Consider the following 24312-nt stretch of genomic DNA (forward strand, 5'->3'; position numbering starts at 1 on the left):
GGGGTCAGGCGAAGTCCGCGGGCTTGAACTTCCCCTTGGCCAGGTGATCCTCGATCTGCTCGAGGCTGCGCCCGGTCAGCTCGGGCATCTTGCGGTACAGGAAGAAGAAGGCGATGACGTTGAACGCCGCGTACATCCAGAAGGTCTGTCCCGTGCCGATCGCCTTCATCGTGCTGAGCAGGGTCAGGGTGATCAGCACGTTGGTGCCCCACAGCGACGCGGACTGGGCCGCGGCGCCCGCCGCCCGGGTGGCCAGCGGATAGATCTCCGACCCGGTCAGCCACCCCATGAGCTGGATGCCACCGGCGGTGAAGGCCATGAAGGCGATCAGCGTCGCGACGATCCACGGGATCATCGACTTGCCGTCGTTGCCGGAGACGAAGAACCAGCCCAGCACGACGAGCGCGGCCGCGGAGCAGGGCAGGGTCAGCAGGGTCAGCCGCCGGCGGCCGACCCGGTCGATGATGACCAGCCCGATGAGCTGGGCGATCAGGTACGTCAGACCCAGCGCGACGGACACCCGCAGCGCCGTGGAGTCGGAGAAGCCGTTGTCGGTGAGGATCGTGGGCGTGTAGTAGACGATCATCTCGATGCCGGACAGCTGGGTGAAGATCGCCAGCCCGCAGCCGACCACGAGCGCCGGCCGCACCCAAGCGGCCCGTAGCCCGGCCCAGCCGCGGGTACTGGCCTGCTTCTCGGCGCGTACGTTGTCCTTGATCTCCTGAAGCTCCCCGGACAGGTCGGCGTCCGGGTGCCTGACCCGCGTGAGTGCCTCCCGCGCCCGGTCGATGTGGCCCTCCCGGGCGAGCCAGCGCGGGCTCTCCGGCAGCCGCAGCATCAGGGCGAACATGATCGCGGCGGGCACGGCGGCCATCCCGATCGCCACGCGCCAGTCGATGACCCGGGCCGCACCGACGACGGTGGCGATGACGATGCCGACGCCGATCGCGATCTGGAAGAACAGCACCAGCCGGCCCCGGTAGGCGGTCGGCGCGAGCTCGGCGACGTACACCGGGGCGGTCTGCGTGGCGCCGCCGACCGCGAAGCCCAGGACCAGGCGGCTCAGCGACAGGGTGACCGGATCCGGGGAGAGCGAGGCGGCGAGCGACCCGACGACGAAGACGATGCCGATCAGCAGCAGCGTGCCGTGCCGGCCCCGGCGCTCGGCCAGCCGGCTGCAGGTCAGCGCCCCGATGACCGCGCCCACCAGGATCGACGCGGCGATCACCTGCTCCCACAGGTGGCCGATGCCGAAGTCCTCGCCGATCTGCAGCAGGGCGCCGGAGATGATGCCGGTGTCGTAGCCGTAGAGCAGGCCCGAGACGGCGGAGACGAGCGCGACCACGATCACCGAGCCCGTCAGCCGGTCCTCGCGCCTCGGCGGCGACAGCTGCGTCCCCGGCCCGTCCTGATCGGTCTGGCTCATCTCGGCCTCCCGGCGCAGTCACCATTCACCTGTGGGCCCGGCAGTGCCCCGGGAGAACCGGAACTAACATCATCAATGCCGGGAGGCTTGCGCCGCTCACGAACGTCGCCGAACCTCAGCCGAGTAGATGCTGAGGCCGAGCGTGTGCGCGCCCTGCGCCCGGGCGTATCGCTCGCCGAGAATCATGGCCGCGTGCCCGAGGCCCGGCCACGCTTGCCAACGTCGATCAGGATGTCCCAGATCCCCACGCACCGGCGTCGTCGCGCGTTTGCCCCACCGCGACCGGAGTGAGTCGCATTCATGACCGACCGTGCGGACCCCCGGCGGGCGTAATCGGCGTCACGGAGGGTAGAAAGCTGTCATGGACCCGATGCGGCTGTCGTTCGCTCACCGCACCGACTACGCGGCTGTGCGGCAGCACGCCCGGAAGGTCCTCGGCCAGTGGCAGACCCCCGAGCTGGTCGACGACACCCTGCTGGTGATCACCGAGCTGGTGGAGAACGTCGTGCAGCACACCGGCGACGGCGGCGAGCTGCTGCTGCACCGGCGCGCCGACGCCGTCCGGATCGAGGTCACCGACACCAGCTCCGAGCTGCCCCGCGCCTACGGGCCGGATCCTCGCCGCATCGGCGGACGAGGGTTGCTGCTGGTCGGGGCGTTGGCCCGGGCCTGGGGGGCCCGCCCCAGCGACCACGGCAAGGTCGTCTGGGCCGAGGTGCCGCTGACCGACCAGCCCGGCACAGCGGCCGCGACCCGCTGACGAAGGTTTCAGAGGCAGCGGCGGACGACCAGCACGGCGATGTCGTCGGTGGGTCGTTCGGTCCCGGTGCTCGCCATGATCGCGTCGCAGACCGCCTCGGCGGCGGCGGGCCGGATCGCGTCGGCCAGCCGCTTGATCCCCACGTCGATGATCTCCCCGCGGTGTTCGACCAGCCCGTCGGTGTAGCTGACCAGGACCGCACCGGGCGGGAAGTCGATGATCGTGGTGGTGCGGACCCGGGCCGGGCGGCCGATGCCCAGCGGCGGGCCGACGGGTATGTACGGCACGCCGGCCGGTTGTCCCGGTGCGGCCAGGATCGGTGGCAGGTGCCCGGCCAGCGAGATGTGCACGGCGGTGCGATCGGGGCTGATCATCGCGTACAGCGCGGTGGTGAGGTTGCCGGTCTCGAAGTGATGAACTTTGCGGTCCAGCAACGTGAGGACCTCGGCCGGATCATCGGAGATCAGGGCGTACGCGCGCAGGGCACTACGGACCCGGCCCATCACGACCGCCGAGGCCAGGCCGTGCCCGGACACGTCCCCGATGACCACGCCCAGCCAGCCGGACGGGAGCGCGAAGACGTCGTACCAGTCCCCGCCGATGCCGAAGTCGTGCCCCGGCACGTAGCGGGCGGCCATGTCCACGCCAGCGGCTCCCGGCAGGAGGGTGGGCAGCAGACTGCGTTGCAGGGCCAGCGCGGCCGCCTGGTCGAGCTTGTTGGACCGGATCTGCCCGGCCCGGCTGGCGCGGTCCGCGACGAGTTGCAACAGGTGCACGTCGTCGGCGGTGAACACCCGCGGGGTGAGGCTGCCGATGTGCAGGACACCGACCACCTCGTCACCGGCGAGGATCGGGACACCCAGCAGCGATCTGACGCCCTTGTCGAGCAGGATGGGATTCACGACGTCGTCGGGGGTGACATCGTCGATGGCCACCGGCTGCCGGGTGTGCGCGACCCGGCCGGCGAAACCGCGGCCGATCGCCACCCGGAAGCCCTGCTCCACCTCCTCCTCGAGGCCCTTCGCAGCGGTGGCGACGAGATGACGGGAGTGGGCGTCCACCAGCAGGATCACCGCGGTGTCGACGCCGAGCAGATCGCGGACCCGGTCGAGGAGCTCGTCGAGCAGGTCGGCGGCGGCCATCCGGGACAGGGCCATGTCGGTGACGGCCTCGAGCCGGCGCAACCGCTCGGTGTCCTTGATGCCCTCGGCCTCCACCACACGAGCAGCCTAGAGCCCCGCGACCGGCTCACGTACCAGGCACCCACGGGGTGGACCGTCGGCGCGGCGCGACGGGCCCGGCGATATCGTTCTGCCGTGGACACGAGCGCAGCGACCCCTGGCATCGACCCGACCAAGGCGCATCCCGCCCGGCGCTACAACTACTGGCTCGGCGGCAAGGACAACTTCGCCGCCGACCGGGCCTCCGGCGACGAGCTCGAACGGCTGTTCCCGAAGGTACGCCTCGGCGCGCTGGCCAACCGGTCGCTGCTGCAGCGGGCCACCCGGTTCCTCGCCGCGGAGACCGGGATCCGGCAGTTCCTCGACATCGGCACCGGCCTGCCGACCGCGGACAACACCCACCAGGTGGCCCAGCGGCACGCCCCCGACAGCCGGATCGTCTACGTCGACAACGACCCGCTCGTCATGGTGCACGCCCGGGCCCTGCTCGACAGCAGCCCCGAGGGCCGGACCGCCTACATCGAGGCCGATCTCAACGATCCGGACGCGATCCTCGGCGACCAGGTCCTGCACGAGACGCTCGACCTGACGCAGCCGGTCGGCCTGATGCTGATCGCCGTCCTGCACTTCATCCACGGCCACGGTGCGGCCCGGCCGATCGTGCGCCGGCTGGTCGACGCGCTGCCGCCGGGCAGCTACCTGGTCGCCACGCACGCCACCTCCGACTTCGGCACCCCCGAGCAGCAGGCGCTCTATCAGCAGCTGGTCGAGCAGGGCAAGTCCGACGTCTGGACCCGGAGCCGGGCGGAGTTCAGCGAGCTCTTCGAGGGACTGGAGCTGGTCGAGCCGGGCGTGGTGCCGGCCAGCGAGTGGCGGCCGGAGCCGGGCGCCCACATCCCCGTGAATTCGGACATCAACCTGTGGGCCGCGGTGGGCCGCAAGGGCTGACGGCACCGCCTCAGCCCTGGCCACCGGGGGTGACCAGGCCGGTCTCGTAGCCGAAGACCACGGCCTGGACACGGTCGCGCAGGCCCAGCTTCTGCAGGATCCGGCTCACGTGGGTCTTGGTGGTCTGCTCGGCGATGAACAGCGACGCGGCGATCTCGGCGTTCGACCGGCCCAGCGCGAGCAGGCGCAGGACCTCCCGTTCCCGGTCGGTGAGGCCGTTGAGCGCCGTGGCGCCGGCCGGGCGCCGCGGCCGGGCGGAGACGAAGTTCTCGATGAGCCGGCGGGTGATGCTCGGCGCCAGCAACGCCTCGCCGCCGGCCACCACGCGGACGGCCCGCAGCAGGTCCTCGGGCTCGCTGTCCTTGAGCAGGAAGCCGCTCGCGCCGGCCTGCAACGCGGCATAGATGTAGTCGTCGAGGTCGAACGTCGTCAGCATCAGCACCCGCGGCGTGTGCCCCTCGGTGCGGTCCGGGCCGAGCAGCTCCTGGGTCGCGGCCAGCCCGTCCAGCACCGGCATCCGGACGTCCATCAGCACGACGTCCGGGCGCAGGCTGCGCGAGCGCTGCACGCCGAGCCGGCCGTTCTCCGCCTCGCCGACAACCGTGATGTCGTCCTGCGCCTCGAGGATCGCGCGGATGCCGACCCGGATCATCGACTGGTCGTCCACGATCAGCGTGCGGATCACTCGTCGCCCCCGATCGGCAGCTTCGCCTCGACCCGGTAACCGCCCTCGGCGCGCGGGCCGGCCGCCAGGGAACCGCCGGCCAGCCGGACCCGCTCGCGCATCCCGGGCAACCCGTGACTGACCCGGCCGGGCGCCTCCATCGGCTGCGCCGGCTGCGCCGCCGCGTCGTTCACCACCGTGAGCACAAGATCAGGGCCTTCGACGTCGAGACAGATCGTGGTACGGGCGCCGGGCGCATGCCGGATGACGTTGCTCAGCGACTCCTGGATGATCCGGTATGCCGCGAGGGCGACGCTCTCCGGGAGTGCTGCCTCGCGTACCGTCCCGGCCTCGCGCAGCTCGACCGGCACGCCCGCGCGACCGGCCGACTCGATCAGCTCCGGCAGCCGGCCCAGCCCGGGCACCGGCGTGAGCTCGGGGTCGGCGCTCTCGTCGCGCAGCACGGCCAGCAGCTGGCGCATCTCGCGCATGGTCGACCGGGCGCCGGCGGCGATCCGGGCGAACTCGGCCTTGCTCTCCGGATCCAGGTCCTTGATCCGGTACGACGCCGAGGTGGCCTGCATGTGGATCACCGACATGCTGTGCGCGACGACGTCGTGCAGCTCGCGGGCGATCCGGGTGCGTTCCTCCGCGACCGCCCGCTGGCTCTGCTCGACCTCGACGTCGTGCCGCGCGTCGGCCAGCTCCCGGCGGACCTCCCGCCAGCCGCGGATCATCAGCACGGCGCCGAGGGCGAGCGTCGACAGGATCGGGTAGAGGATCATCATCGTCAGCCCGTCCGTGAGGGTCCGGCCCCGCGGATCGAGCAGCGCCACCACGGTGAGCAGCAGCACGCTGCCCGACCAGGTCACCAGCGCCGTCCGCCGGCCGGCCCAGGCGGCGACCAGCGCGATGTGCGCGACCAGCGTGAACAGGCCGGTCACGGTGAGCGGCCAGGTCGACCCGGAGTCGGGCGGGATGGCCGTCGCGAACACCGCGACGGCCACGAACTGCAGCACGGTCGCCGCCCGGGGCCGCAGCAGGATCAGCACCAGCGCGGCGCTCTGCGCGATGCCCGCCACGAACGCGATCAGCGGGAACACGTCGAACTCGGTGACCGCCAGCGTCACATTGAGCGGTAGCAGCGTGAACGCGAGGAAGCCGGCGATCAGCCAGGGCAGCAGCCACTTCAGCACCGGGCGGTTACGCCGGCCCAGGGCCGCCACGGAATCGGCGGCCGGCCCGCCGACCCTGGCGATGACGGGGCGGAGAGCCCCGAGCGCGTGCAGGATCGCCATCACCGCCCGCGGCAGACGCGAGAGCAGGAGCCGGCGCCGGCCGGGCGCCGCCGGGCTGTGCTCCTGCTCCGTTTCCGCACGCGCCATCACGCAGCGACACTACCGAGACCGGTCACGCGCGGCGTCCAACCGCAGAGGTATCCGACCCCCTACCCGGGGATGACGCCCGCCGGTACCGGAGATCGACGCCCGCCGCGGTACCCCGCGCCCACGCTTCGGCCCATGGATCTGATTCCTCTGGTCGGCCCGGTGATGACGTCTCCGCTGCTCTACCCGCTGCTCGCGGGCCTGTGCAGCCTGGACGGCGTGGTGCCGATGATCCCCTCCGAGGCCGCGGTGCTGGCGTCCGGCGTCTTCGCCCACGCGGGCACGCCGAGCCTGGTGCTGGTCGTGCTGGCCACCGCGCTGGGCGTTTTCAGTGGCGACCACCTCGCGTACGGCCTCAGCCGCAGCGTCCTCGGCCCCCGGCTGATCAACCGCTCCCGGCACGTCAGCCGGGCCGTCGCGGCGGCGGGCCGGCAGCTCGACCGGCGTCCCGGCCTGCTGATCGTGATGTCGCGGTTCCTGCCGGGCGGCCGGGTGACGATGAACCTGGCCTGCGGCACGGCCCGGCTGCCGCTGTCCAGGTTCAGCCCCGCCTCGGCGACAGCGGCGCTGGCCTGGGCCGCGTACACGGCGGGGCTGGGCTTCGTGGGCGGCGCGGCGTTCGTCGAGAACCCGCTGCTGGGTCTCGGCGTGGGTCTGGGGCTGTCGTTCGCGTTCGGTGGCGTCATCGAACTGGTCCGCCGCCGGATCAGCCATCGCAAGTCGCACACCCGCCACCGCGTCAAGACGCTCCCGGTGCGCGCCGGGTGATGCGCGGCCTACTCGCAGAAGACCCGCACTTTGGCGTCGGGCTGGTCCACCTCGACGGTCATGTCGTCGAGGTGGTCCACGAGCGCCTCGAGCTGTTCCGGTTTGAGCTGGGTGAGGTCGAACGGCACGCCCGCCTTGCTCAGCTCGGCATTGGCCCGGCCCAGGGCCTGCGGCGGGATCAGGGCGGCCAGCCGGACCCCGGCGCGCAGCAGTTGCAACGGCACCCGCACGTTGACCCGGCCGGGCTCGCCGTTCTCCACGGAGTCCACCACCACCCGCAGATACTTCACCTTGCCGTGGGGCCGGACCTCGGGGCCCGGCGCCGACGCCGGCCGGTTCCGGTCGAGCGCGGCGATGAGCTGCTCGGCCTCCTCGGCGGTGATGCTGCCCTCGGCCAGCAGGTCGAGGATGTCCCTGCGCTGTTCGTTCATCGCGAGCTCTCCTATCGGACGGTGACGAGCACGGCCGTGCGGCCCTGCTCGATGTCGACCCGGGTGCCGGGCAACGCCGAGACGGTGCGCCACCCGGTGCCGAGGGCCCGCGCCACGCTGACGCGGTGGACGAGACAGGCCACGGCCGCCGCCAGGACGGCGAGGACCAGGACCGGCAGGAGGACGAGCACCACGGGCAGGACCGGGACCCAGATCCGGATGCGGCGGCCGCGCGGGCTGTTCACCCGTACGGTCACCAGCTGCGGCATCACGTGTCACCGTCCAGCTCGGACAGTGCCTGCCGAGCGGTGATCTCGCCGCGGCGCAGCCGGTCGATGACCTCGGCCCGGGACGGCGCCGGATCGGTCTCGACGAAGCCGAGCAGCTGGGTGATCCGGTTGAGCCGGGACTTGATCGTCGGGTAGCTGACCCCGAAGATCCGTTCCATCTCCTTGATCGAGCCGTGGCACCGCACGAACGCCGTGACGAAGACCTGGTCCTCGACGGTGAGCTGAGCCAGTTGCGGCGGCTCGAACGCACCCTCGATCGCGATGTCGCCGCCGGTCAGGCGGACCCGCTCGACCACGAATGGCCGGCCCCCGGTCAGGCCCGTCAGCTCCTGCCAGTCCATCGCCTGCTCTGTCATATCTCTAGTTTTACACCGCGACAGCTTCACTTTTACGATGTCGATCTTGATTTTCTTAATCAGTGATCGCGCGGACGGCGTCGGCGACGGCCGCGTGGTCCTTCTTGAGGATCGCCCCGTGGTTGCTGGTGACCTTCGCCGCGATCCGGATGTTCGGGTTGCGCCCGGTCACCGCGTCCAGGCCGGCGCGGATCTTCTCCTGCTCGTCACCGCGGCTGCCGAAGGACGTCCCCGACGCGACGACGTAGCGCACCGGGACGGTGATGCCGTCCAGCACCGGGCCCAGCTCCCGCTCGCGGGAGAGCCGGCCGAGCTCGATGTTGCTGTCCGCCTGCTGGCCGGCGTTCATCCTCGGGGCCAGGCCGGTCGGGCGCAGCAGCGGCAGGAACCAGCTCATCCGCCGGAACAGCTTGCGGATCCGCAGCTCCATGGCCTCGTCCAGCCAGTCGTGCGGGAACGCGCCGTCAACCAGGACCGCGCCCACAGCGCGCTCCGGATTCCGGTGGGCCCAGTGCGCTGCGACGACCGCCCCGTAGGACCAGCCCACCAGCAGCGCCCGGCCCACGCCGCGGGCCGCCAGGACCGCGTCGACGTCCCGGACGGCCGCCTCGAACGAATAGTCGGCCGACCGCTTCGACTTGCCGCGGGCCCGCTCGTCGTAGGTGATGTGCCGCCGGCCCGTCCCCAGATCCGCGATGACGCGGCGCCAGTATCCCTGGGTGGCGAACTGGCCGTTGAGGTAGACCACGGGGATGCCGGGACCGCCGGTGTCGGTGACGGCCAGTGCCGTGTCCTCGACCGGCACCATGCCGGTCCAGGTGGTGTTCTCGTTCATGGTCAGCTCCATCAGAGGCTCCGGGCGGCGATGTCGCCGTGTGCGGTGGTGGCGCGGATGTCGAGCTCCGCGGTGCCGTCGTTCTTGAGGGTGTTGCTGATCCGGCCGTGGCCGGTGCCGGCGTCCAGGACCGCCGAGACCCCGGCGGCGGCAGCGACCGAGATGTCGCCGGACTGGGTACGCAGGACGACGGTGCCGCTCACCGCCTCCGCGATCCGGATGGCGCCCCGGGTGGTGCTGATCTCCGCCGGGCCGTTGAGCCGGCCGACCTCGACGTCGCCGTCGACCGCGGTCAGGCGGACGCTCCCCGCTTCGTCGATCTTGATCTGGCGGTACGCGCCCTCGACCGTGATGTCGCCGAGCCGGCCGACACCCCGCAGCTCGGCAGCGGCCGACGTGGCCTCGATCCGCGAGCCGGCGGGCAGCTGGACGGTGACCTCCACGGAGCCGGCGGAGCCGAGCAGCTGACTCTTGGGCGTGGCGGCCTGGATCCGCAGGACACCGTCGGCGTAGGAGACGGTGGTCTGCTCCGCGGCCTCGAGGTCGCGGCTCTTGGCGGGATCGGCCGGCCGCACCTCGACGACGGTGTCGGCGCGGTCGGCGGCGATGACCTGGATGCGCCCGGCGGGGATGTCGAGGACGGCGGCGATCGGGGCGGGGGTGTCGAAGTTCGGCATCGTGTTCTCCTGAGCTCGTTAGGTGTTTCCGATGTGCGAAACGCTACGTTGCCTTTCCGGAGTCGGCAACGCCGTTGTTGCACTGGGGCGGCAACTTCGCAGCTCAGCCGGACAAATTCATTGCAATGATGATGTCGCGTAATGCAACGTGCGCGTGCCTTCATTGCAATGGACAAGAAGTGAACGCTATGGTGGCGGCGCGGAACAGCCACGGACCGAGGAGATCGCGATGCCGGGAGGCAGGCTCACCCAGCAGGAACGGCAGCAGATCGCACTGGGACTGGCCGACGGCCTGCCCTACGCCGAGATCGCCCGGCGCCTCGATCGCCCGACGTCGACGATCACGCGGGAGGTGATGCGCAACGGCGGCCCCACCGCGTACCGGGCCGACCTGGCCCACCGCGCCACCGAGCGCCGCGCCCACCGACGCCGGCCCGCCGCCTCCCGAGGGGCGCAGCCGGCCCCCCAGGCGCACGGACGCGACGCCGAGGCCGTGGCCGAGTACGAGGAGACGCTGACCACGGTCCTCATGGCCTCCGGCGTGAGCAAGATGTCGGCCCGCGTGCTGACCTGCCTGTTCACCACGGACGCGGGCAGCCTCACCGCCGCCGAGCTGGCCCGGCGCGTCCAGGTCAGCCCGGCCTCAATCTCCAAGGCGATCGCCTTCCTGGAGAGCCAGAGCCTGGTCCGCCGGGAACGCGACGACCGCCGCCGTGACCGCTACATCGTCGACGACGAGCTCTTCTACCAGGCGACGATCGCCAGCGCCCGGGCCAACGACCAGCTCGTCGAGACCGCGCGCCGGGGCGTGGCCGTCCTCGGACCGAATACCGCCGCCGCCACCCGCCTGGAGAACATCGCCCGTTTCCTCGACTTCATCAGCGAGAGCATCACGCGGGCCGCCGAACAGGCCCGCGAGGTACTACACACGCCGCCAGTCAGTTCGAGCATTGACAGTTAGAGTCCAAACAGTTAGCTTTCTCATCATGGATGCACCGAAGCTCACCACCAGCCTGGAACTGGTCCGCTGGATCGGCTGGGCCCAGCGCAAGGCCGGCGAGGACTGGATCCGGGCCCGCGAGCTCAGCCACGAGCAGGCCTTCGTGCTGGGCTACCTGGTGCAGCATCCCGGGTCCATCCAGCGCGACATCGCCCAGGTGAGCCGCACGACCCCGGCCAGCGTCTCGAGCCTGCTGCAGGGACTCGAGCGCAGCGGCCTGGTGGAGCGGCGCACGGAGGCCGGCAACGAGCGCAGCAAACGGGTCTACGCGACGCCGGCCGGCGCCGAGCTCATCGCCGGCTTCGACACCGCCATGGCCGCCGCCGATGAGACCATCCTCGCCCCGCTGGACGAGGCCGAACGGGCCACCCTGCACGCCCTGCTCACCAAGATCACCGCGGAACTGCCGCAACCCACGCGGTCGTAACCGCGGACGCGCGGCTCCGGCGGACGCCGGCGCGTAGCTGAAACCTGCCCTCCGAACGACCAGCGTCGGCACTCGCCGCCGCTGCCTTCAACCTGCCCGAATACCGCCGTGCCGGCTTCCGCCGGCGCGCGCTCGACCCTGCCCGAAGGAGAAGTCATGACCACCGACGTCGACGGCACGAACCGCTGGTACCTGTCGGCCGCACCGATCACCCGCGCCCTGCTGCACCTCTGCGTGCCGATGGCGGCCGCGATGATCGTCGGCGCGATCTACAACCTCATCAACGCCGGTTTCATCGGCTCGTTGCACGACACCGCGCTGCTCGCCGCGATCACCTTCGGGGCGCCCATCCTGGGCCTGGTCATGGCGGTCGGCAACGTCTTCGGCGTCGGCGGCGGCGCGCTCGTCTCGCGGCTGCTCGGCGCCGCGGAACGCGACCCCGCGAAGGCACGCGAGATCAGGCGCGTCTCGTCGTTCGCCGTCTGGGGTTCGGTGATCGTCGGGGCCGTGCTCGGCGGCACCGGGCTGTTCCTGCTGCACCCGCTCGTCTCAGTGCTCGGCGCCGATGCCGCCGCTGTGCCCGCGACCAGGGCGTTCGTCGCCGTCATGCTGGCCTTCGTGCCCGTGCTCGCCGCGGCGGTGTGTCTCGAGCAGCTCGTCCGGGCCGAGGGTGCCGCTCGGCAGGTGATGATCGGGTTGATCGCCTCGGCGGCCGGCAACGTCGTGTTCGACGTCCTGTTCATCCTCGTGCTGCACCGGGGTGTCGCCGGCGCCGCGCTGTCGATGGGTCTGGCCAACCTCGGTGTGGTCGCGTACTTCGCCGTCTGGCTGGCCCGGCACAGCGAGCACCTGAGTCTGGCGCCGCGCTGGTTCACGCTCTCCCCCGCCGTGCTCAAGCCCGTCCTCGGCGTGGGGGTCGGCACGCTGCTGCAGTCCGCGTTCCTGATCGTCACCTCGCTGGTGCTCAACAATCTCGCGGCCGCGTACGGCGACGGCCCGCTCGCGGCCATGGGCGTCGCCGTACGCATCGCGCAGGTGCCGGAGTTCCTGGTCATGGGCGTGACGTTCGGCGTCCTGCCGCTGCTCGCCTACTCCTACGGCAAGGGCGACCGGACCCGGCTGCTGGCAGCGCTGCGCGGCTCCGCGATCGCCGTGGGGGGCATCGCGCTGACCTTCTCGCTGGCGGTGTTCCTGTTCCGCGAGCAGGTGTTCTCCGCGTTCGTGGCCGACCCCACGGTCCTCGCGACCGGCGTCACGATCCTCACCGCGCAGCTCGTGGCGATGGTCGCGAACGGCTTCACCGGCCTGATCACCTCGCTGTTCCAGGCGACGGGCCGGGCGGTGGCCGCGACCGTGATGTCGGTGACCCAGGGCGTGCTGTTCCTGCCGATCGTGCTGCTGGGCAACCTCTGGTTCGGGCTGGCCGGCATCATCTGGGCGCTGACCGTCACCGAGGTCGTCGTGTTCGTCGCCGGCGGCGTCCTGTGGCTCGCGTCCCGCCACGCGATCGACCGCGGCCTGGCCGCGGGCAGCCCGGAACCGGATCAGCCGGTCAGCACGTCCAGCGCCCGGTCCACATCGGCCTCGGTGTTGTAGATGTGGAACGCCGCGCGGAGCCGGCCGGCCCGCTGGGCCACGCGGATGCCGGCCGCCGCGAGGACGGCCCCGGCGTCGCGCGCCTCGAAGGTGACGATCGCGCTGTCCCCGGCCGGTCGGCCCAGCCCGGCGAGGAAGCGGTTGGCCAGCGCCACGTCGTAGTCGTGGATCGCCGCGATGCCGATCCGCTCCACCACGCCGAGCGCCGGCGCGGCCCCGATCCAGCTGAACCACGCCGGTGACACGTCGAAGCGCCGCGCGTCGCCGGCCAGCCGCATCTCCGGGCCGTAGTAGGAGTCGCTCAGGTCGGCACCGGCGAACCAGCCCGCGGCGATCGGCCGGACCCGGTCACGGATCCGCGGACTCAGATAGGCGAACGCCGCGCCCCGCGGACACATCAGCCACTTGTACGCGCTGACGACCACCACGTCCGCCAGCTCGGCATCGAACGGCAGCCACCCGCACCCCTGGCTGGCGTCGACGACCACCGTGGCCCCCACCTCGCGGGCGGCCGCGACGATCCGCTCGTACGGGGCGACCTCCCCGGTGGCCGACTGCACCAGCGAGAACGCCACCACGTCGCAGCCCGCGGCCACCGTCTCGATCAGCCGGTCGGTCGGCACCGTGAGCACCTTCAGCCGGTCGCTGTGCACCAGCCAGGGGAACAGGTTCGACGTGAACTCGATCTCCGGCACCACCACCCGCGACCCGTCCGCGACGGCGGTGGCGACCGGGGCGATCAGCTGGGATGCCTGCGCGCCGACCGCGACGTCGGCCTCGGGCACCCCGAGCAGGCGGGCGAAGCGGGCGCGGGCGAGTCCGGTGGCACCGTCCCACTCGGTGGCGAAGGTCGCGCCGACCCGCCAGTCGCCGAGCGCGGCCTGCAGCGCGTCCCACGCAGGCTGCGGCGGCAAGCCGTAGCCCGCGGTGTTCAACCAGCCGGGCAGTGCACTCCAGAGCTGCTGAGCTTCCCTGATATCCACTCGGCCGAGTGTGTCAGCGCAGCCGCCGGGCCGAAGCAGCCAATCGGGGCGTCGTGGCCCCCGTGGCGGATCAGCCCCACTCCCGGCGCACCATGGGCTCGGCCGGCTCCTCGTGCACCGGCTCGGCGTCCTCGGACTCGACCAGATCCTCCGGACGGACCCGCGCGGGCAGGTGACCGAACCTGGTCTGCCGCAGGTGGGCGAGCTCCTCCTCCGTACGGGGCTCGACTTGCTCCTGATCGCCACTCATCGCGGGCCTCCCTGGTCGAGCTCACCGGACTCGGACTCTCCATTCTCCACCCCCACCTCAAGCCAGGACGAGCTCGAGCAGTCCGGCGAGCTGTTCGCGCTGGCGGGGGTCGAGCCGGCCGGTCGCCGGGGCCAGGTCCCGCTGGATCTCGGCCTGCACCCGGTCGGCCAGTTCGAGGCCGGCCGGGGTGATGAACAGGATGCCGAGGACCCGCAGCTGGGTCAGGGACAGGTCGTGCGCAGCCCCGGCCCGGGTGAGCACTCCCATGACCCGGAAGGCACTGCGGACCAGGGCGTCGTCCACGACGGCGTCGGAAGTCCTGCTCGCGGCGGGCCTGCACCATCTGGATCCCGCCGGGCGCCTGCGCTACGCGGTGCTGGACGACACCGCCCTGGGCACGTTCGCCGACCGCACCGTGATCGACGTCCGCCGCAGCGTGCCGCTGCCCGACGACATCGACCCGGTCCGGATCGCCGCGGCGATGAACCCCGCGATGTCCTCCTGGGTGGCACTGCGCCGGCGCATCTCCTTCCGCGCGGCCGGCGTGTCCTCGTGCTCGGCGCCACCGGCAACGCCGGGCGGATGGCGGTCCGGATCGCCAAGCAGTTCGGCGCCGCGCACGTCATCGGCTGCGGCCGCGACACCGCGCGGCCAACCGGTCTGACCGCCCTCGGCGCGGACGAGACAGTCACCTGCGACGACGTCGATCGCGCGGCGGATGTCGACGTCGTCGTCGACCACGTCCGGGGTGAGCCGTCCGCCCGCGCCATGACGGCGCTGCTGACCGCGCGCGCCGACCGGAGTGCGCCGCTGAGCTGGATCCAGATCGGCTCGGTCGCCGGCGGGACGGTCGTGCCGTCCGTGGCCCTGCGCGGGGCGAGGCTGCAGATCGGCAGCGGCATCGGCTCCGTCCCCGCGCGCGACTTACCCGCGGAACTGCCGGAACTGGCCGCCGCGGTGGCGAACGGCGCGATCGACGTACGGCCGCACACCGTGCCGCTCGCCGAGGTCTCGCAGGCCTGGGCGATCCGGACCGACGACCGCATCGTCTTCGTGCCGTGAATCACCTTGCCTAAGACCATTAGGTAAATGCATAGTTGCTTTAGGAAAAGGGGGGCGGTCGTGTCGCGAGCGGGAGTGACGCCGGAGCGGCTGGTGCGGGCCGGGGCGGATCTGGCCGACGAGGTCGGTTTCGACCAGGTCACCGTGTCCGCGCTGGCCCGGCAGTTCGACGTCAAGGTGCCGAGCCTGTATGCCCACGTCGAGGGCTCGCGCGACCTCAAGACCCGGATCGCTCTCCTCGCCCTCGACGAGCTCGCCGATCTCAGTGCGGCGGCTCTGGCCGGCCGGGCGGGCAAGGCCGCCCTGAGCGCGCTGGGCGACGTCTACCGCGACTACGCCCGCGCCCACCCCGGCCGGTATGCCGCGACCCGCATGCGGCTCGACCCGGCGACCGCCGCGGCGAGCGCCGGGCCGCGGCACGCGCAGCTGCTGCGCGCGATCCTCCGCGGCTATCAGCTGAGCGAGACGGACCAGACCCATGCCGTACGGCTGATCGGCAGCACCTTCCACGGTTACCTCAGCCTGGAGCTGGCCGGCGGTTTCGACCACAGCAGCCCCGACTCGCAGCAGTCCTGGACCCGCATCATGGACGCCCTCGACTCGCTGCTGCGCAACTGGCCCGCGGAACAGCCCCTACCCCTTCGACCCGAGGTGGCGTCATCAACACCTGGATCACCACACCCCTGACCGCCGAGCTCTTCCGCGGTGCCGCCGAGCTGGAGCGCACGGAGCACGGCCTGCGGCCGCACCGGCTGCCGGCCTGGGCCCGGGCGCAGACCCCGGACCCGCAGCTGGCCATGGTCGAGGCGCAGCCCTCGGGCGTACGGATCGGCTTCCGCACCCGCGCCACCGCCGTCGAGCTCGACGCCCTGGCCACCCGGCGCACCTACGCCGGCCTGCCGCCCCGCCCGCACGGCGTGTACGACCTGCTCGTCGACGGCCGGTTGGCCGGGCAGGGCAGCGTCCCCGGCGGCGCCACCCTGACCATCGACATGGCGACCGGCAGCACCGAGCACCGGCCGGGCGCGGTGGGCACCGTGTCGTTCACCGGCCTGCCGGACACCGACAAGGACGTCGAGATCTGGCTGCCGCACAACGAGGCCACCGAGCTCGTCGCCCTGCGTACCGATGCACCGGTCTTGCCCGCCGCCCACGGCGACCGGCCGGTGTGGCTGCACCACGGCAGCTCGATCAGCCACGGCTCCGACGCCGCGAGCCCGTCCACCACCTGGCCGGCGCTCGCCGCCGCCCGCGGCGGCGTGGAGCTGATCAACCTGGGTCTCGGCGGCAGCGCCCTGCTCGACCCGTTCACCGCGCGCACCCTGCGGGACACCCCGGCCGACCTGATCAGCGTCAAGCTCGGCATCAACCTGGTGAACGCCGACCTGATGCGGCTGCGCGCCTTCATCCCGGCCGTGCACGGCTTCCTCGACACCATCCGGGAGGGGCACCCCAGCACTCCCCTGCTGGTCGTCTCCCCGATCTACTGCCCGATCCACGAGGACACCCCCGGGCCGGGCGCCTTCGACCTCGACGCGCTGCGCGAGGGTCAGGTCAAGTTCGTCGCCACCGGCGATCCGGCCGAGCGCGCCGCTGGCAAGCTCACGCTGCGGGTGATCCGCGACGAGCTGGCCCGCATCGTGGCGCAACGCGCCGCCGGCGACCCGCACCTGCATCACCTGAGCGGGCTCGACCTCTACGGCGAGGCCGACTTCGCCGAGCTGCCGCTGCCCGACCGGCTGCACCCGGACGCGGCCACCCACCGCCTCATCGGCGACCGCTTCGCGAAGCTGGTCTTCGCGGGCGGCGGCGCCTTCGCCGCGGGCCGCGACGCCTGACGACCGGCCGGGCTTCGCGGGCGGCGCCCTCGCGACGCCCGCGACGCCTGACGACCGGCCGGTCCTCATCCTCAGCCGAGCAGGCCGGCCCGCTGGGCGAGCGTCGCGGCCCGCACCCGGTTGTCGCGGTCCAGCTTGGCGAACACCCGGCCGGCGGCCAGGACGCGGGCGCGGCGGGTGAGGTAGGCGGAGACGACCAGGCCGATCCGGGCCCGTGCCCGCGTCTGCGGAACGACTGGCGCGCACCGGGACCGGATCAGACTTTCGTTGACTTGACGGGTGCGCCGTCTCCGGGGATCAGTGGCTGGTGACGAGCAGACGGACGGCCACGGTGGCCAGGACCAGCCCGGTGACCTGCTCGATGCGCGCCTTGACCCGCGGGCGGCGCAGCCAGCGGCCGAGCCGGTCCACGGCGGCGACGTAGAGCCCGAACCAGCTCAGGTAGAGCCCGGCGAAGATCGCCGACAGCAGCAGAGCCTCGGCCCGCGGTGAGCCGCTGCCGACGGTGAGGAACTGCGGCAGGAAGGTGACGAAGAACAGCGCCACCTTCGGGTTCAGCGCGTTCGACAGGAACCCCTGCCGCAGGTACGCCGACCGCCGCACCGGCACCACGTCCGCCTGCCCGGTGACCGGCGAGCGTGGTGACCGCGCGGCCGACCACAGCATCTGCGCCGCGAGCCACAGCAGGTACACCGCCCCGGCGACCTTCAGCACGGTGAACGCCGTCGCCGAGGCGAGCAGCAGCGCCGACAACCCGAGCGCGGCGGCGCCCGCGTGCACCCCCACTCCCAGCACGCCGCCGACCAGGCTCAGCACTCCCCCGGCCCGGCCGCCGACCAGCGCGTTGCGGGTCATCAGGGCCTGGTCCGGGCCCGGCAGCATGATCAGCACCAGGGCCGTTATCGCGAACGTCAGCATCGCCGTCTCCTCGTTCCGTCGGTCCGATTGACGATGCCGCCGACCGATCCATACGTCCAATGCCAGTTCTCGGGCGGTCCCATGACTAGAATTCATGAATGGTGACCCTGGTGCAGTTGCGCGTGATCGCCGCCGTCGCCCGGCTCGGGTCGGTGACCGCGGCCGCCAAGGAGCTGCGCTACACCCAGCCCGCGATCAGCCATCAGCTGTCCAGGCTGGAGGCTCAGCTCGGAGCCGGGCTGGTGCAGCGGGCCGGGCGCGGGATCCGGCTCACCCCGGCCGGCCGCCTGCTCGCGGACCGGGCAGCCGAGATCATCGGCCGGGTCGACGCGGCCACCGCGGAGCTCTCCGCGCTGGTCGGGCTGAGCACGGGACGGGTCCGGCTGGCCGGCTTCGGCTCGGCCATGAGCTCGCTGGTCCCGCAGGCGGCCACCATCCTGGCCCGGCGCCATCCCGGCCTGGAGCTCGGCCTGGCCGACACCCATCCGGAAGAGGCCCTGCACCAGCTGCGCACCGGTCAGGTCGAGGTCGCGGTGATCTTCCGGTACGACGACACCGCCCCGGAGGACGACGGCATCCGGCTGACCCATCTGCTCGACGACCCGCTGTACCTGCTCACCACCGGCGGTGGCACCACCCTGGCCGACCACGCGCGTACGCCGTGGATCGCCGGCTGCGAACGGTGCCGCCGCCATCTGGTGGAGATGTGCGAACGGGCCGGTTTCACCCCGCGCCTGGCGTACACCACCGACGACATGGTGGTGATGCAGAGCCTGGTCGCCGCGGGCATGGGCGTCACCACGATCCCGGGACTGGCGCTGCGGGCCCACCGCCACCCGGCGATCACGGCCACGCCGCTGCCCGTACCGCTGCGCCGGATCCACGCCGCCACCTACGGCGAGCCACCGGACCCGCCCGCCACCGCCGCGCTCGTCGCCGCCCTCACCGAGGCCGCGCACATCCACCTCCGAACGGAAGCGAGCCAGCCATGCGGGACAGAGAAGAACGACTGCTGGGGTACGCCTTCGTCGTCGCCCAGTCAGTCCTGTTCGCCTTGATCTTCGCGCCGCGCCGACGTGCACACGGTGCGGCGGGTCCGCGCACGCTCCGAGCGGTCACCGGCCTCGCCATCGGAACCGGTGCCGCCGTGGCGGTGGCCGGCCTCCGCGAGCTCGGTTCGGACCTCACCCCGATGCCAGTGCCCCGCGAGGGCAGCCAGTTGCGCACCCATGGCGTGTACGCGCTGGTCCGGCACCCGGTCTACACGGGCGTGATGACGGCATCCGCCGTCCGCGGTGTGACGGCCGGCGGCCGGGTCCGGCCGGTCGCCGCGGCTGCGCTGTGTGCCTTGCTCGTCGTCAAAGCCGGATGGGAAGAGGGCCAGATGCGGGCGCGGTTCCCGGACTACCAGGCGTACGCGCGGCGCACGCCGCGATTCGTGCCGAGGCTCGGTGGGAGCCGGCCCGCACGGTAGCGACTCCGGCCAACTCGCCACACAGCGCCACCAAAGCTGACCAATTGTTGAAATTCATGTTGCTCGATGCAATACTGGGAGCGCTCCCATATGGAACCTCACGTCGATGAACGGAGATGATCCATGAGTTCCCCCAAGCTCGGGCAATCCGGCAGGCGATCCTCCTCAGCCGTCCGCCAGCCTCTCCGGGCACTCGTCCTGCTCCTCGCCATCATGGCCGGCATGCTGCCGTGGGCCGGCGCGGCGCAGGCCCACGGCACCATCGTCGACCCGGCGTCCCGGGCCTACCAGTGCTGGCAGGCCTGGGGCACCAACCACACCAACCCGGCCATGCAGCAACAGGACCCCATGTGCTGGCAGGCCTTCCAGGCCAACTCCGACACCATGTGGAACTGGATGAGCGCGCTGCGGGACGGCCTCGGCGGGCAGTACCAGGCCCGTACGCCCGACGGCCAGCTGTGCAGCAACGGCCTCGCCAGGAACAACAGCCTGAACCAGCCCGGGGCCTGGAAGCAGACCCGGGTCAGCAACAACTTCTCGGTCCGGCTGTACGACCAGGCCAGCCACGGCGCCGATTTCTTCCGCGTCTACGTGAGCAGGAACGGGTTCAACCCGGCCACCCAGAGCCTCGGGTGGGGCAACCTCGACTTCCTCACGCAGACCGGACGGTACGCCCCGGCGCAGAACATCACGTTCAACATCTCGACCTCCGGCTACACCGGACACCACATCCTGTTCGTCATCTGGCAGGCCTCGCACCTCGACCAGGCCTACATGTGGTGCAGTGACGTGAACTTCGGCTGAGCCGCAGCACCGCACCACCCGGCCCGGGACACCACCGTCCCGGGCCGGACTCTTTCCCGGCGACGCCGCCCCCACGGGATCTCATCGATGGGCAACAATGTGACCGGAACGCGAGGAGGTGCCGCGATGTCCCGAGTGTTCGAGTCGCCGGACGGTCCGCCCGGCCCGGCGCGCATCATCGACCTGTACTGCGGCTACATGATCTCCCAGACGTTGTTCGCGGCCGTGGAGACCGGCCTGTTCGCCGCGGCCGGACCCGAGCCCGCCACCCCGGTCCAGTTGGCCGAACGCTGCGACATCCCGGAACGCAGCGCGCGGGCGATGGCCGACCTGCTCGCCGACGCCGGCCTGCTGGAGCGTCAGGGTGGCGCCTTCCGCACCGCGCCGGACGCCGAGGCGTTCCTGACCGGACGCGGACCGGCCGACCTGCGGCCGATGGCCCGCTACTGGGCCACGGTGAGCTATCCGGCCTGGGGCAACGCGATCGAGGCGTTCCGCACCCGGCGCGGCGTGCGCCCGGTGCTCGACGAGGCCCAGACCGATGCGTACGAGTCGACGGTCGCGCTCGTCACCGCCGAGACCGCGGCCGACCTGGCCCGCACGTACGACTTCGGCCGGCACCGGCGGTTGCTCGACGTGGGCGGCGGCTACGGCACGTTCGCCCGGCCGATCCTGTCCGCGTACGAGAATCTCAGCGTCACCCTGATCGACCTGCCCGAGGTGGCCGCGGCGGTCGCCGGTCAGGCGATCCCCCGCCTGACCGCGATCGGCGCCGACGTCTTCGAGTCGCCGTTGCCGCCCGGGCACGACGTCATCCTGGTCGCGAACCTCGTGCACCTGCTGCCCCCGGACCGGATCATCGAGCTGTTCCGGCGCCTGCGTGCAGCCGCCGCGCCCGACGCCACGCTGCTGCTCGTCGACTGGTGGCGCACCGACCAGGCACCGCACCCGTCGGCCCGCTTCGGCGCCGGCGAGTTCCTCATCATCAGCGGCGGTGACCTCTACCAGGTCGACGAGGTGACCGGCTGGCTGGCCGGGACCGGCTGGAGATGGACCGGTCTCACCGAGTTGCCGCCGCCGTCCGGTGTGCTGGTGGCCGTCCCGGACTGAGTGCCCTCGTTCAGAGGTCCTTGGCCATGTTGCGGCTGGTCTCGACGAAGCCGAGCTGCTCGTAGAGGGCCCGGGCGCCGTCGTTGTGGGCGAAGACGCGCAGCCCGATGCTGGTCAGCCCTTGGGCCCGGCACCAGCGCTCGGCGGCCAGCATGATCGCCCGGCCGTAGCCCCGGCGGCGCAGGCCGGGCTCGACCGCGACGTTGTAGACGAAGGCGGTGTCACGGGTGACTTTGATCCAGAGGAAACCGACGCGGCGCTCGCCGTCGTGGGCGTACCAGAAGTGGTGGTCGGGGGTGGCGAACTCGTCGGGAAGCAGCCGCGCGTAGGTGTCGGCGGCGTCGCGGGCCGCGGCCTGCGGCGACAGGCCGGTCGCGGCGACGCTGCGCGCGTAGTGCGCCTCGGCCTCGGCCCGCCACGGCTTGTACTGGTCCTCGGTCATCGGCTCCAGCCGCACCTCCGTCATGACCGCCAACCTACCCAGTGGTCTCCCGGACCCACGGCAGCAGCAGCGTCTCCACCAGGACCAGCAGGTAGTACAGGACGATGCTCAGCGCGGCCACCAGCGCGATGGCCGCGAACGCCAGCCCGGTGTCCGAGCCGGCGGTCGTGATGACGTAGCCCAGCCCGGCACCGGCGCCGAAGAGTTCGCCGAGCAGCGCGCCGATCACGGCCAGCGGCAGCCCCACCTTCAAGCCCACGAAGACCTGCGGCAACGCACTGGGCAGCCGCACCCGGGCGAAGGTCTGCCAGCGGCCCGCCGACAGTGACCGGGCGAGCTCGATCAGATCGGCGGGTGTCCGGGCCAGGCCGGTCGCGACCGAGAGCACCACGGGAAAGAAGCACAGCAGCACGGCCATCACGACGCTCGACGTCCGCCCGACGCCCAGCCACACCAGCAGGAGAGGACCGAAAGCCATTTTGGGTACGGCGTTGAGCGCCACCAACGACGGCATGAACGCCCGCTCCAAGGTGCGGGAACTGCCCAGCAGAGCACCGACGGCCACCCCGAGCACAACGGCGACGGCGAAGCCCTGCACTGTCGTCAGCAGACTGATCCAGGCACTCTCGAAGAGGTAGCGCGGCATCCGGCTGAACGCCGCGACCACCTCGGGCGGCGTCGGCGCCGTGTAGGAGGCGATATCGAACACGACGATGGCGAGCCACCAGAGCCCCACACTGACAGCACCGCCGCCGACAGCCAACGCCGTCGCCGCGACCGGCCCACCACTGCCCCGCATCCGAGCCGTCCGTCCGTCGTGTTCAGTCCGGCGCCAGGTCGAAGGAGATGACGTCCTCGGGTGCGAAGGCGGACGGGACGGCCCCGGCGCCGCGGAGGACGTTGATCGCCCGGGCGACGCGCTGGGTGTCCAGCGCGCCGACCGTCGTACCGGCGGCCTGCACGTACGGGGCCATCAGCGTGTTCTCGGCGGCCGCGACCGGCTCCGGCTGGATCTTCTGGTGCTTCGCGTAGATCCGGCCGGCCTCAGCCGGGTCCCGCACCGCGTCCCGCAGTCCCTTGAGTAATGCGTCGCTGAACCGGCGGACCCGTTCGGGATCCTCGCTCTTCGCCCTCCGGGTGACGCCGAGCCCGACGCCGTACAGGTCGGGCAGCACGTCGGCGTACGGCAGCACGACCACCTCGCGACCCTTGGCCACCCGGTCGATGCCCGGCCGGCCCACCGCGAACTGGGTGGCCGCGTCGACGGTGCCCGCACCCAGGTTCTGCGGGTGCTGCTCCAGCGGGATGTTGACCCACCGGATGCCTGACTGGTCGATGCCGGCGAGCTTGGCGTAGGCCGGGAACAGCTGCTTGGCGACGCCTCCGGGCAGATAGGCGATCTTCTTGCCGGCCAGGTCCTTCGGGCCGCTGATGCCACTGCCGGCCAGCGCCATGATGCACTGCATGTTGCGCTGCTGGACGGCGTTGACGATGGTGAAGTCCCGGAACGTGCCCTTGCCGTACTCGATCAGCGCCGCGGTGATGTCGAGGGCCGCGAAATCCACCTTGCCGCTCTGCAGGAGCTGCAGGTTGGCGTTGGTGCCCTTGCCCGCCTGCACCTCGACATCAAAGCCGGCCTCCCGGAAATAGCCCTTGTCCATCGCCACAAAGGCGAACGCCTCGCGCCCCAGGATGCTCGCGCCGGTGAGATACGAGACCTTCTCGGCGGCGCCCGGGTCCTGCTCGGCACCGGTGCAGCCGGCGCTCAGCACGATGGCGGCGACCGCTGCGACGACGCCGAGCAGGCGGGTCAGCGGGGCCGGCATCAGCGGGGCCTGCGGCCGGCGGTGGACAGCAGCATGATGCCCCGCAGCACCAGGCGTGGATCCAGGGCGATCCGCCGCAGGAACTCCAGGTCATCGGGTCGCATGCCGGCCTCGACGAGCCGGTCGTGCAGCTCCGTGGAACCGGAGTGGGCGAGCAGGCACACACCCGTGCCGCCGGCGAACGAGCCCTGCCAGCCCTGGGTGTCGACGTCCTCGAGCCCGAGGTCGAGCATCGCCGCGTGCTTCAGGCGGTTCCACGTCTGGTCGTTGCCGCCGGCCGCCAGCACCCGGGTCAAGGCCTTCTCGTACTCGGCGAAGACGTCGAAGGCACGAGGGTCCGGGGTCGCCAGTACCGATCGGCTCCAGCCCGCTTCCAGCTCCTCCACGACCAGCACACCACCGGGCGTCAGCGCATCGGCGAGCTTGGCCAGCACTTCCCGGCGCTGCGGCAGGTGCTGCAACACCGCCCGGGCATGCACGACGTCGAAGGGGCCGCCGGGCAACGGCTCGGTGACCACGTCATGCCGGATGGTGGTCAGGCCCGGGCGGGAAGGCACGTGCTGCGGCTTGAGATCCGTGGCGAGGACCGACCCGGCCGGACCGACCTGCTCGGCGAGCCACACCGCGATCGTGCCCGCGCCGGCGCCGATCTCCAGGCAGCGCATGCCGGGGGTGACACCGGCTTCACGCAGGCGTGCGGTGGTGAACCGGTCCAGGGTGGCGGCGAGCGCGCCGAGCAGGGCGGCGGCGGTGGGCTCGTCGTTGTCGAACGCGTACGGGGAATCAGACTCCGTGACCGCGGTCATGCGTCGCTCCTGACGTCGTGGCGACGGGCGAGGAAAGCGGTTGCCCAAGGGACGT

Annotated in this window: 31 protein-coding genes; 14 read left to right on the forward strand and 17 right to left on the reverse strand. The window is 71.8% G+C overall.

All coding sequences use genetic code 11. The features are described 5' to 3' along the window. Positions 1 to 4: 4 nt before the first annotated feature. Complete coding sequence (locus ACZ6S4_RS14785) at positions 5 to 1426, reverse strand: sugar porter family MFS transporter (protein WP_465475435.1); 1422 nt, start codon at positions 1424 to 1426, stop codon at positions 5 to 7. Positions 1427 to 1787: 361 nt separating this feature from the next. Here ACZ6S4_RS14785 and ACZ6S4_RS14790 point away from each other — a divergent pair, with 361 nt between their 5' ends. After that, positions 1788 to 2186 carry an ATP-binding protein gene (locus ACZ6S4_RS14790; RefSeq protein ID WP_465475436.1) on the forward strand — a complete coding sequence of 133 codons (399 nt, stop codon included), beginning with the start codon at positions 1788 to 1790 and terminating at the stop codon, positions 2184 to 2186. 8 nt (positions 2187 to 2194) lie between these two features. On the opposite strand, the gene ACZ6S4_RS14795 is transcribed toward ACZ6S4_RS14790, so the two are convergent. Next, positions 2195 to 3406, reverse strand: a complete 1212-nt coding sequence (locus ACZ6S4_RS14795) for a PP2C family protein-serine/threonine phosphatase (protein ID WP_465475437.1) — start codon at positions 3404 to 3406, stop codon at positions 2195 to 2197. 96 nt (positions 3407 to 3502) lie between these two features. Here ACZ6S4_RS14795 and ACZ6S4_RS14800 point away from each other — a divergent pair, with 96 nt between their 5' ends. Beyond that, a complete protein-coding gene (locus ACZ6S4_RS14800; RefSeq protein WP_465475438.1) occupies positions 3503 to 4315 on the forward strand; it encodes an SAM-dependent methyltransferase in 813 nt (270 codons plus the stop codon). 10 nt (positions 4316 to 4325) lie between these two features. Here the strand turns inward: ACZ6S4_RS14800 and ACZ6S4_RS14805 are convergent, their stop codons facing one another. Both ACZ6S4_RS14805 and ACZ6S4_RS14810 read right to left on the reverse strand, forming a co-directional pair. Next, positions 4326 to 5000 carry a response regulator gene (locus ACZ6S4_RS14805; protein WP_465475439.1) on the reverse strand — a complete coding sequence of 225 codons (675 nt, stop codon included), beginning with the start codon at positions 4998 to 5000 and terminating at the stop codon, positions 4326 to 4328. Beyond that, entirely contained in the window at positions 4997 to 6364 is a 1368-nt protein-coding gene (locus ACZ6S4_RS14810) for a sensor histidine kinase (RefSeq protein WP_465475745.1), read from the reverse strand. The genes ACZ6S4_RS14805 and ACZ6S4_RS14810 overlap by 4 nt, the downstream gene beginning before the upstream one ends. 135 nt (positions 6365 to 6499) lie before the next feature. Between ACZ6S4_RS14810 and ACZ6S4_RS14815 the strand changes: the two genes are divergently transcribed. Next, positions 6500 to 7132, forward strand: a complete 633-nt coding sequence (locus ACZ6S4_RS14815; RefSeq protein WP_465475440.1) for a DedA family protein — start codon at positions 6500 to 6502, stop codon at positions 7130 to 7132. An 8-nt stretch (positions 7133 to 7140) separates the two neighbouring features. Here the strand turns inward: ACZ6S4_RS14815 and ACZ6S4_RS14820 are convergent, their stop codons facing one another. The 5 genes from ACZ6S4_RS14820 to ACZ6S4_RS14840 are packed head-to-tail and all read right to left on the reverse strand — an operon-like array spanning position 7141 to position 9721. Continuing rightward, positions 7141 to 7563, reverse strand: coding sequence for an SHOCT-like domain-containing protein (locus tag ACZ6S4_RS14820; RefSeq protein ID WP_465475441.1), 423 nt, complete (start codon positions 7561 to 7563; stop codon positions 7141 to 7143). A gap of 11 nt (positions 7564 to 7574) precedes the next feature. Further along, positions 7575 to 7832, reverse strand: coding sequence for a hypothetical protein (locus ACZ6S4_RS14825; RefSeq protein ID WP_465475442.1), 258 nt, complete (start codon positions 7830 to 7832; stop codon positions 7575 to 7577). Then, positions 7832 to 8209, reverse strand: coding sequence for a DUF2089 domain-containing protein (locus tag ACZ6S4_RS14830; protein ID WP_465475443.1), 378 nt, complete (start codon positions 8207 to 8209; stop codon positions 7832 to 7834). Before ACZ6S4_RS14830 ends, ACZ6S4_RS14825 begins: the two co-directional genes overlap by 1 nt. Positions 8210 to 8264: 55 nt before the next feature. Next, on the reverse strand, positions 8265 to 9056 hold the full coding sequence (locus ACZ6S4_RS14835; RefSeq protein ID WP_465475444.1) for an alpha/beta fold hydrolase: 792 nt from the start codon (positions 9054 to 9056) through the stop codon (positions 8265 to 8267). Further along, positions 9056 to 9721: a DUF4097 family beta strand repeat-containing protein gene (locus ACZ6S4_RS14840; RefSeq protein ID WP_465475445.1), complete on the reverse strand. Its 666-nt coding sequence runs from the start codon at positions 9719 to 9721 to the stop codon at positions 9056 to 9058. Before ACZ6S4_RS14840 ends, ACZ6S4_RS14835 begins: the two co-directional genes overlap by 1 nt. A gap of 229 nt (positions 9722 to 9950) precedes the next feature. Between ACZ6S4_RS14840 and ACZ6S4_RS14845 the strand changes: the two genes are divergently transcribed. From ACZ6S4_RS14845 to ACZ6S4_RS14855, 3 genes are all read left to right on the forward strand, one after another. Beyond that, positions 9951 to 10682, forward strand: a complete 732-nt coding sequence (locus ACZ6S4_RS14845; RefSeq protein ID WP_465475446.1) for a helix-turn-helix domain-containing protein — start codon at positions 9951 to 9953, stop codon at positions 10680 to 10682. Between the two features lie 25 nt (positions 10683 to 10707). Then, positions 10708 to 11148, forward strand: a complete 441-nt coding sequence (locus ACZ6S4_RS14850; RefSeq protein ID WP_465475447.1) for a MarR family winged helix-turn-helix transcriptional regulator — start codon at positions 10708 to 10710, stop codon at positions 11146 to 11148. 156 nt (positions 11149 to 11304) lie between these two features. Beyond that, a complete protein-coding gene (locus ACZ6S4_RS14855; RefSeq protein ID WP_465475448.1) occupies positions 11305 to 12744 on the forward strand; it encodes an MATE family efflux transporter in 1440 nt (479 codons plus the stop codon). Here the strand turns inward: ACZ6S4_RS14855 and ACZ6S4_RS14860 are convergent. The 3 genes from ACZ6S4_RS14860 to ACZ6S4_RS14870 form a co-directional block, all read right to left on the reverse strand. Further along, a complete protein-coding gene (locus ACZ6S4_RS14860) occupies positions 12693 to 13727 on the reverse strand; it encodes an aminotransferase class V-fold PLP-dependent enzyme (protein ID WP_465475449.1) in 1035 nt (344 codons plus the stop codon). The genes ACZ6S4_RS14855 and ACZ6S4_RS14860 overlap by 52 nt on opposite strands. Positions 13728 to 13797: 70 nt before the next feature. Beyond that, positions 13798 to 13977, reverse strand: a complete 180-nt coding sequence (locus ACZ6S4_RS14865) for a hypothetical protein (RefSeq protein ID WP_465475450.1) — start codon at positions 13975 to 13977, stop codon at positions 13798 to 13800. A gap of 57 nt (positions 13978 to 14034) precedes the next feature. Beyond that, a complete protein-coding gene (locus ACZ6S4_RS14870; RefSeq protein ID WP_465475451.1) occupies positions 14035 to 14244 on the reverse strand; it encodes a hypothetical protein in 210 nt (69 codons plus the stop codon). On the opposite strand from ACZ6S4_RS14870, the gene ACZ6S4_RS14875 reads away from it, so the two are divergent. From ACZ6S4_RS14875 to ACZ6S4_RS14890, 4 genes are read left to right on the forward strand one after another with little or no spacing between them, the layout of a single operon-like run. Then, positions 14243 to 14641, forward strand: a complete 399-nt coding sequence (locus ACZ6S4_RS14875) for a hypothetical protein (protein ID WP_465475452.1) — start codon at positions 14243 to 14245, stop codon at positions 14639 to 14641. The genes ACZ6S4_RS14870 and ACZ6S4_RS14875 overlap by 2 nt on opposite strands. Further along, complete coding sequence (locus tag ACZ6S4_RS14880) at positions 14560 to 15039, forward strand: zinc-binding dehydrogenase (RefSeq protein WP_465475453.1); 480 nt, start codon at positions 14560 to 14562, stop codon at positions 15037 to 15039. The genes ACZ6S4_RS14875 and ACZ6S4_RS14880 overlap by 82 nt, the downstream gene beginning before the upstream one ends. Positions 15040 to 15099: 60 nt before the next feature. Continuing rightward, positions 15100 to 15726 (forward strand): TetR/AcrR family transcriptional regulator, encoded by a 627-nt coding sequence (locus ACZ6S4_RS14885; RefSeq protein WP_465475454.1) that lies wholly within the window; start codon positions 15100 to 15102, stop codon positions 15724 to 15726. After that, positions 15723 to 16877 (forward strand): GDSL-type esterase/lipase family protein, encoded by a 1155-nt coding sequence (locus ACZ6S4_RS14890; protein WP_465475746.1) that lies wholly within the window; start codon positions 15723 to 15725, stop codon positions 16875 to 16877. The genes ACZ6S4_RS14885 and ACZ6S4_RS14890 overlap by 4 nt, the downstream gene beginning before the upstream one ends. Positions 16878 to 17174: 297 nt before the next feature. Here the strand turns inward: ACZ6S4_RS14890 and ACZ6S4_RS14895 are convergent, their stop codons facing one another. Further along, complete coding sequence (locus tag ACZ6S4_RS14895) at positions 17175 to 17795, reverse strand: LysE family translocator (protein ID WP_465475455.1); 621 nt, start codon at positions 17793 to 17795, stop codon at positions 17175 to 17177. A gap of 98 nt (positions 17796 to 17893) precedes the next feature. Here ACZ6S4_RS14895 and ACZ6S4_RS14900 point away from each other — a divergent pair, with 98 nt between their 5' ends. The 4 genes from ACZ6S4_RS14900 to ACZ6S4_RS14915 all read left to right on the forward strand — a co-directional run bounded on the left by ACZ6S4_RS14900 (position 17894) and on the right by ACZ6S4_RS14915 (position 21183). Then, on the forward strand, positions 17894 to 18853 hold the full coding sequence (locus ACZ6S4_RS14900; RefSeq protein ID WP_465475456.1) for a LysR family transcriptional regulator: 960 nt from the start codon (positions 17894 to 17896) through the stop codon (positions 18851 to 18853). Further along, entirely contained in the window at positions 18784 to 19269 is a 486-nt protein-coding gene (locus ACZ6S4_RS14905) for a methyltransferase family protein (RefSeq protein WP_465475457.1), read from the forward strand. Before ACZ6S4_RS14900 ends, ACZ6S4_RS14905 begins: the two co-directional genes overlap by 70 nt. 123 nt (positions 19270 to 19392) lie before the next feature. Then, positions 19393 to 20073, forward strand: coding sequence for a lytic polysaccharide monooxygenase auxiliary activity family 9 protein (locus ACZ6S4_RS14910; RefSeq protein ID WP_465475458.1), 681 nt, complete (start codon positions 19393 to 19395; stop codon positions 20071 to 20073). A 126-nt stretch (positions 20074 to 20199) separates the two neighbouring features. Then, complete coding sequence (locus tag ACZ6S4_RS14915; RefSeq protein ID WP_465475459.1) at positions 20200 to 21183, forward strand: methyltransferase; 984 nt, start codon at positions 20200 to 20202, stop codon at positions 21181 to 21183. A gap of 10 nt (positions 21184 to 21193) precedes the next feature. Here ACZ6S4_RS14915 and ACZ6S4_RS14920 read toward each other — a convergent pair whose 3' ends face one another. From ACZ6S4_RS14920 to ACZ6S4_RS14935, 4 genes are read right to left on the reverse strand one after another with little or no spacing between them, the layout of a single operon-like run. Further along, positions 21194 to 21649, reverse strand: a complete 456-nt coding sequence (locus tag ACZ6S4_RS14920; RefSeq protein ID WP_465475460.1) for a GNAT family N-acetyltransferase — start codon at positions 21647 to 21649, stop codon at positions 21194 to 21196. A 10-nt stretch (positions 21650 to 21659) separates the two neighbouring features. Then, complete coding sequence (locus ACZ6S4_RS14925; protein ID WP_465475461.1) at positions 21660 to 22424, reverse strand: ABC transporter permease; 765 nt, start codon at positions 22422 to 22424, stop codon at positions 21660 to 21662. Between the two features lie 22 nt (positions 22425 to 22446). Beyond that, the gene (locus tag ACZ6S4_RS14930; RefSeq protein WP_465475462.1) at positions 22447 to 23451 is read right to left on the reverse strand and encodes an ABC transporter substrate-binding protein; all 1005 of its coding nucleotides are present in this window, start codon (positions 23449 to 23451) and stop codon (positions 22447 to 22449) included. Then, on the reverse strand, positions 23451 to 24257 hold the full coding sequence (locus tag ACZ6S4_RS14935) for a class I SAM-dependent methyltransferase (RefSeq protein WP_465475463.1): 807 nt from the start codon (positions 24255 to 24257) through the stop codon (positions 23451 to 23453). The genes ACZ6S4_RS14930 and ACZ6S4_RS14935 overlap by 1 nt, the downstream gene beginning before the upstream one ends. Positions 24258 to 24312: the final 55 nt, after the last annotated feature.

This window comes from Actinoplanes sp. NPDC051405, assembly GCF_055586185.1.

Coding starts and splice junctions, on each gene's coding strand:
- ACZ6S4_RS14920 (WP_465475460.1), bottom strand. CDS start 21,649: ATGACGGAGGTGCGGCTGGAGCCGATGACCGAGGACCAGTACAAGCCG.
- ACZ6S4_RS14820 (WP_465475441.1), bottom strand. CDS start 7,563: ATGAACGAACAGCGCAGGGACATCCTCGACCTGCTGGCCGAGGGCAGC.
- ACZ6S4_RS14855 (WP_465475448.1), top strand. CDS start 11,305: ATGACCACCGACGTCGACGGCACGAACCGCTGGTACCTGTCGGCCGCA.
- ACZ6S4_RS14895 (WP_465475455.1), bottom strand. CDS start 17,795: ATGCTGACGTTCGCGATAACGGCCCTGGTGCTGATCATGCTGCCGGGC.
- ACZ6S4_RS14790 (WP_465475436.1), top strand. CDS start 1,788: ATGGACCCGATGCGGCTGTCGTTCGCTCACCGCACCGACTACGCGGCT.
- ACZ6S4_RS14825 (WP_465475442.1), bottom strand. CDS start 7,832: ATGCCGCAGCTGGTGACCGTACGGGTGAACAGCCCGCGCGGCCGCCGC.
- ACZ6S4_RS14785 (WP_465475435.1), bottom strand. CDS start 1,426: ATGAGCCAGACCGATCAGGACGGGCCGGGGACGCAGCTGTCGCCGCCG.
- ACZ6S4_RS14925 (WP_465475461.1), bottom strand. CDS start 22,424: ATGCGGGGCAGTGGTGGGCCGGTCGCGGCGACGGCGTTGGCTGTCGGC.
- ACZ6S4_RS14880 (WP_465475453.1), top strand. CDS start 14,560: ATGGCGGTCCGGATCGCCAAGCAGTTCGGCGCCGCGCACGTCATCGGC.
- ACZ6S4_RS14845 (WP_465475446.1), top strand. CDS start 9,951: ATGCCGGGAGGCAGGCTCACCCAGCAGGAACGGCAGCAGATCGCACTG.
- ACZ6S4_RS14930 (WP_465475462.1), bottom strand. CDS start 23,451: ATGCCGGCCCCGCTGACCCGCCTGCTCGGCGTCGTCGCAGCGGTCGCC.
- ACZ6S4_RS14875 (WP_465475452.1), top strand. CDS start 14,243: ATGACCCGGAAGGCACTGCGGACCAGGGCGTCGTCCACGACGGCGTCG.
- ACZ6S4_RS14935 (WP_465475463.1), bottom strand. CDS start 24,257: ATGACCGCGGTCACGGAGTCTGATTCCCCGTACGCGTTCGACAACGAC.
- ACZ6S4_RS14850 (WP_465475447.1), top strand. CDS start 10,708: ATGGATGCACCGAAGCTCACCACCAGCCTGGAACTGGTCCGCTGGATC.
- ACZ6S4_RS14915 (WP_465475459.1), top strand. CDS start 20,200: ATGTCCCGAGTGTTCGAGTCGCCGGACGGTCCGCCCGGCCCGGCGCGC.
- ACZ6S4_RS14900 (WP_465475456.1), top strand. CDS start 17,894: ATGGTGACCCTGGTGCAGTTGCGCGTGATCGCCGCCGTCGCCCGGCTC.
- ACZ6S4_RS14870 (WP_465475451.1), bottom strand. CDS start 14,244: ATGGGAGTGCTCACCCGGGCCGGGGCTGCGCACGACCTGTCCCTGACC.
- ACZ6S4_RS14815 (WP_465475440.1), top strand. CDS start 6,500: ATGGATCTGATTCCTCTGGTCGGCCCGGTGATGACGTCTCCGCTGCTC.
- ACZ6S4_RS14905 (WP_465475457.1), top strand. CDS start 18,784: ATGCGGGACAGAGAAGAACGACTGCTGGGGTACGCCTTCGTCGTCGCC.
- ACZ6S4_RS14810 (WP_465475745.1), bottom strand. CDS start 6,364: ATGGCGCGTGCGGAAACGGAGCAGGAGCACAGCCCGGCGGCGCCCGGC.
- ACZ6S4_RS14840 (WP_465475445.1), bottom strand. CDS start 9,721: ATGCCGAACTTCGACACCCCCGCCCCGATCGCCGCCGTCCTCGACATC.
- ACZ6S4_RS14835 (WP_465475444.1), bottom strand. CDS start 9,056: ATGGAGCTGACCATGAACGAGAACACCACCTGGACCGGCATGGTGCCG.
- ACZ6S4_RS14910 (WP_465475458.1), top strand. CDS start 19,393: ATGAGTTCCCCCAAGCTCGGGCAATCCGGCAGGCGATCCTCCTCAGCC.
- ACZ6S4_RS14865 (WP_465475450.1), bottom strand. CDS start 13,977: ATGAGTGGCGATCAGGAGCAAGTCGAGCCCCGTACGGAGGAGGAGCTC.
- ACZ6S4_RS14830 (WP_465475443.1), bottom strand. CDS start 8,209: ATGACAGAGCAGGCGATGGACTGGCAGGAGCTGACGGGCCTGACCGGG.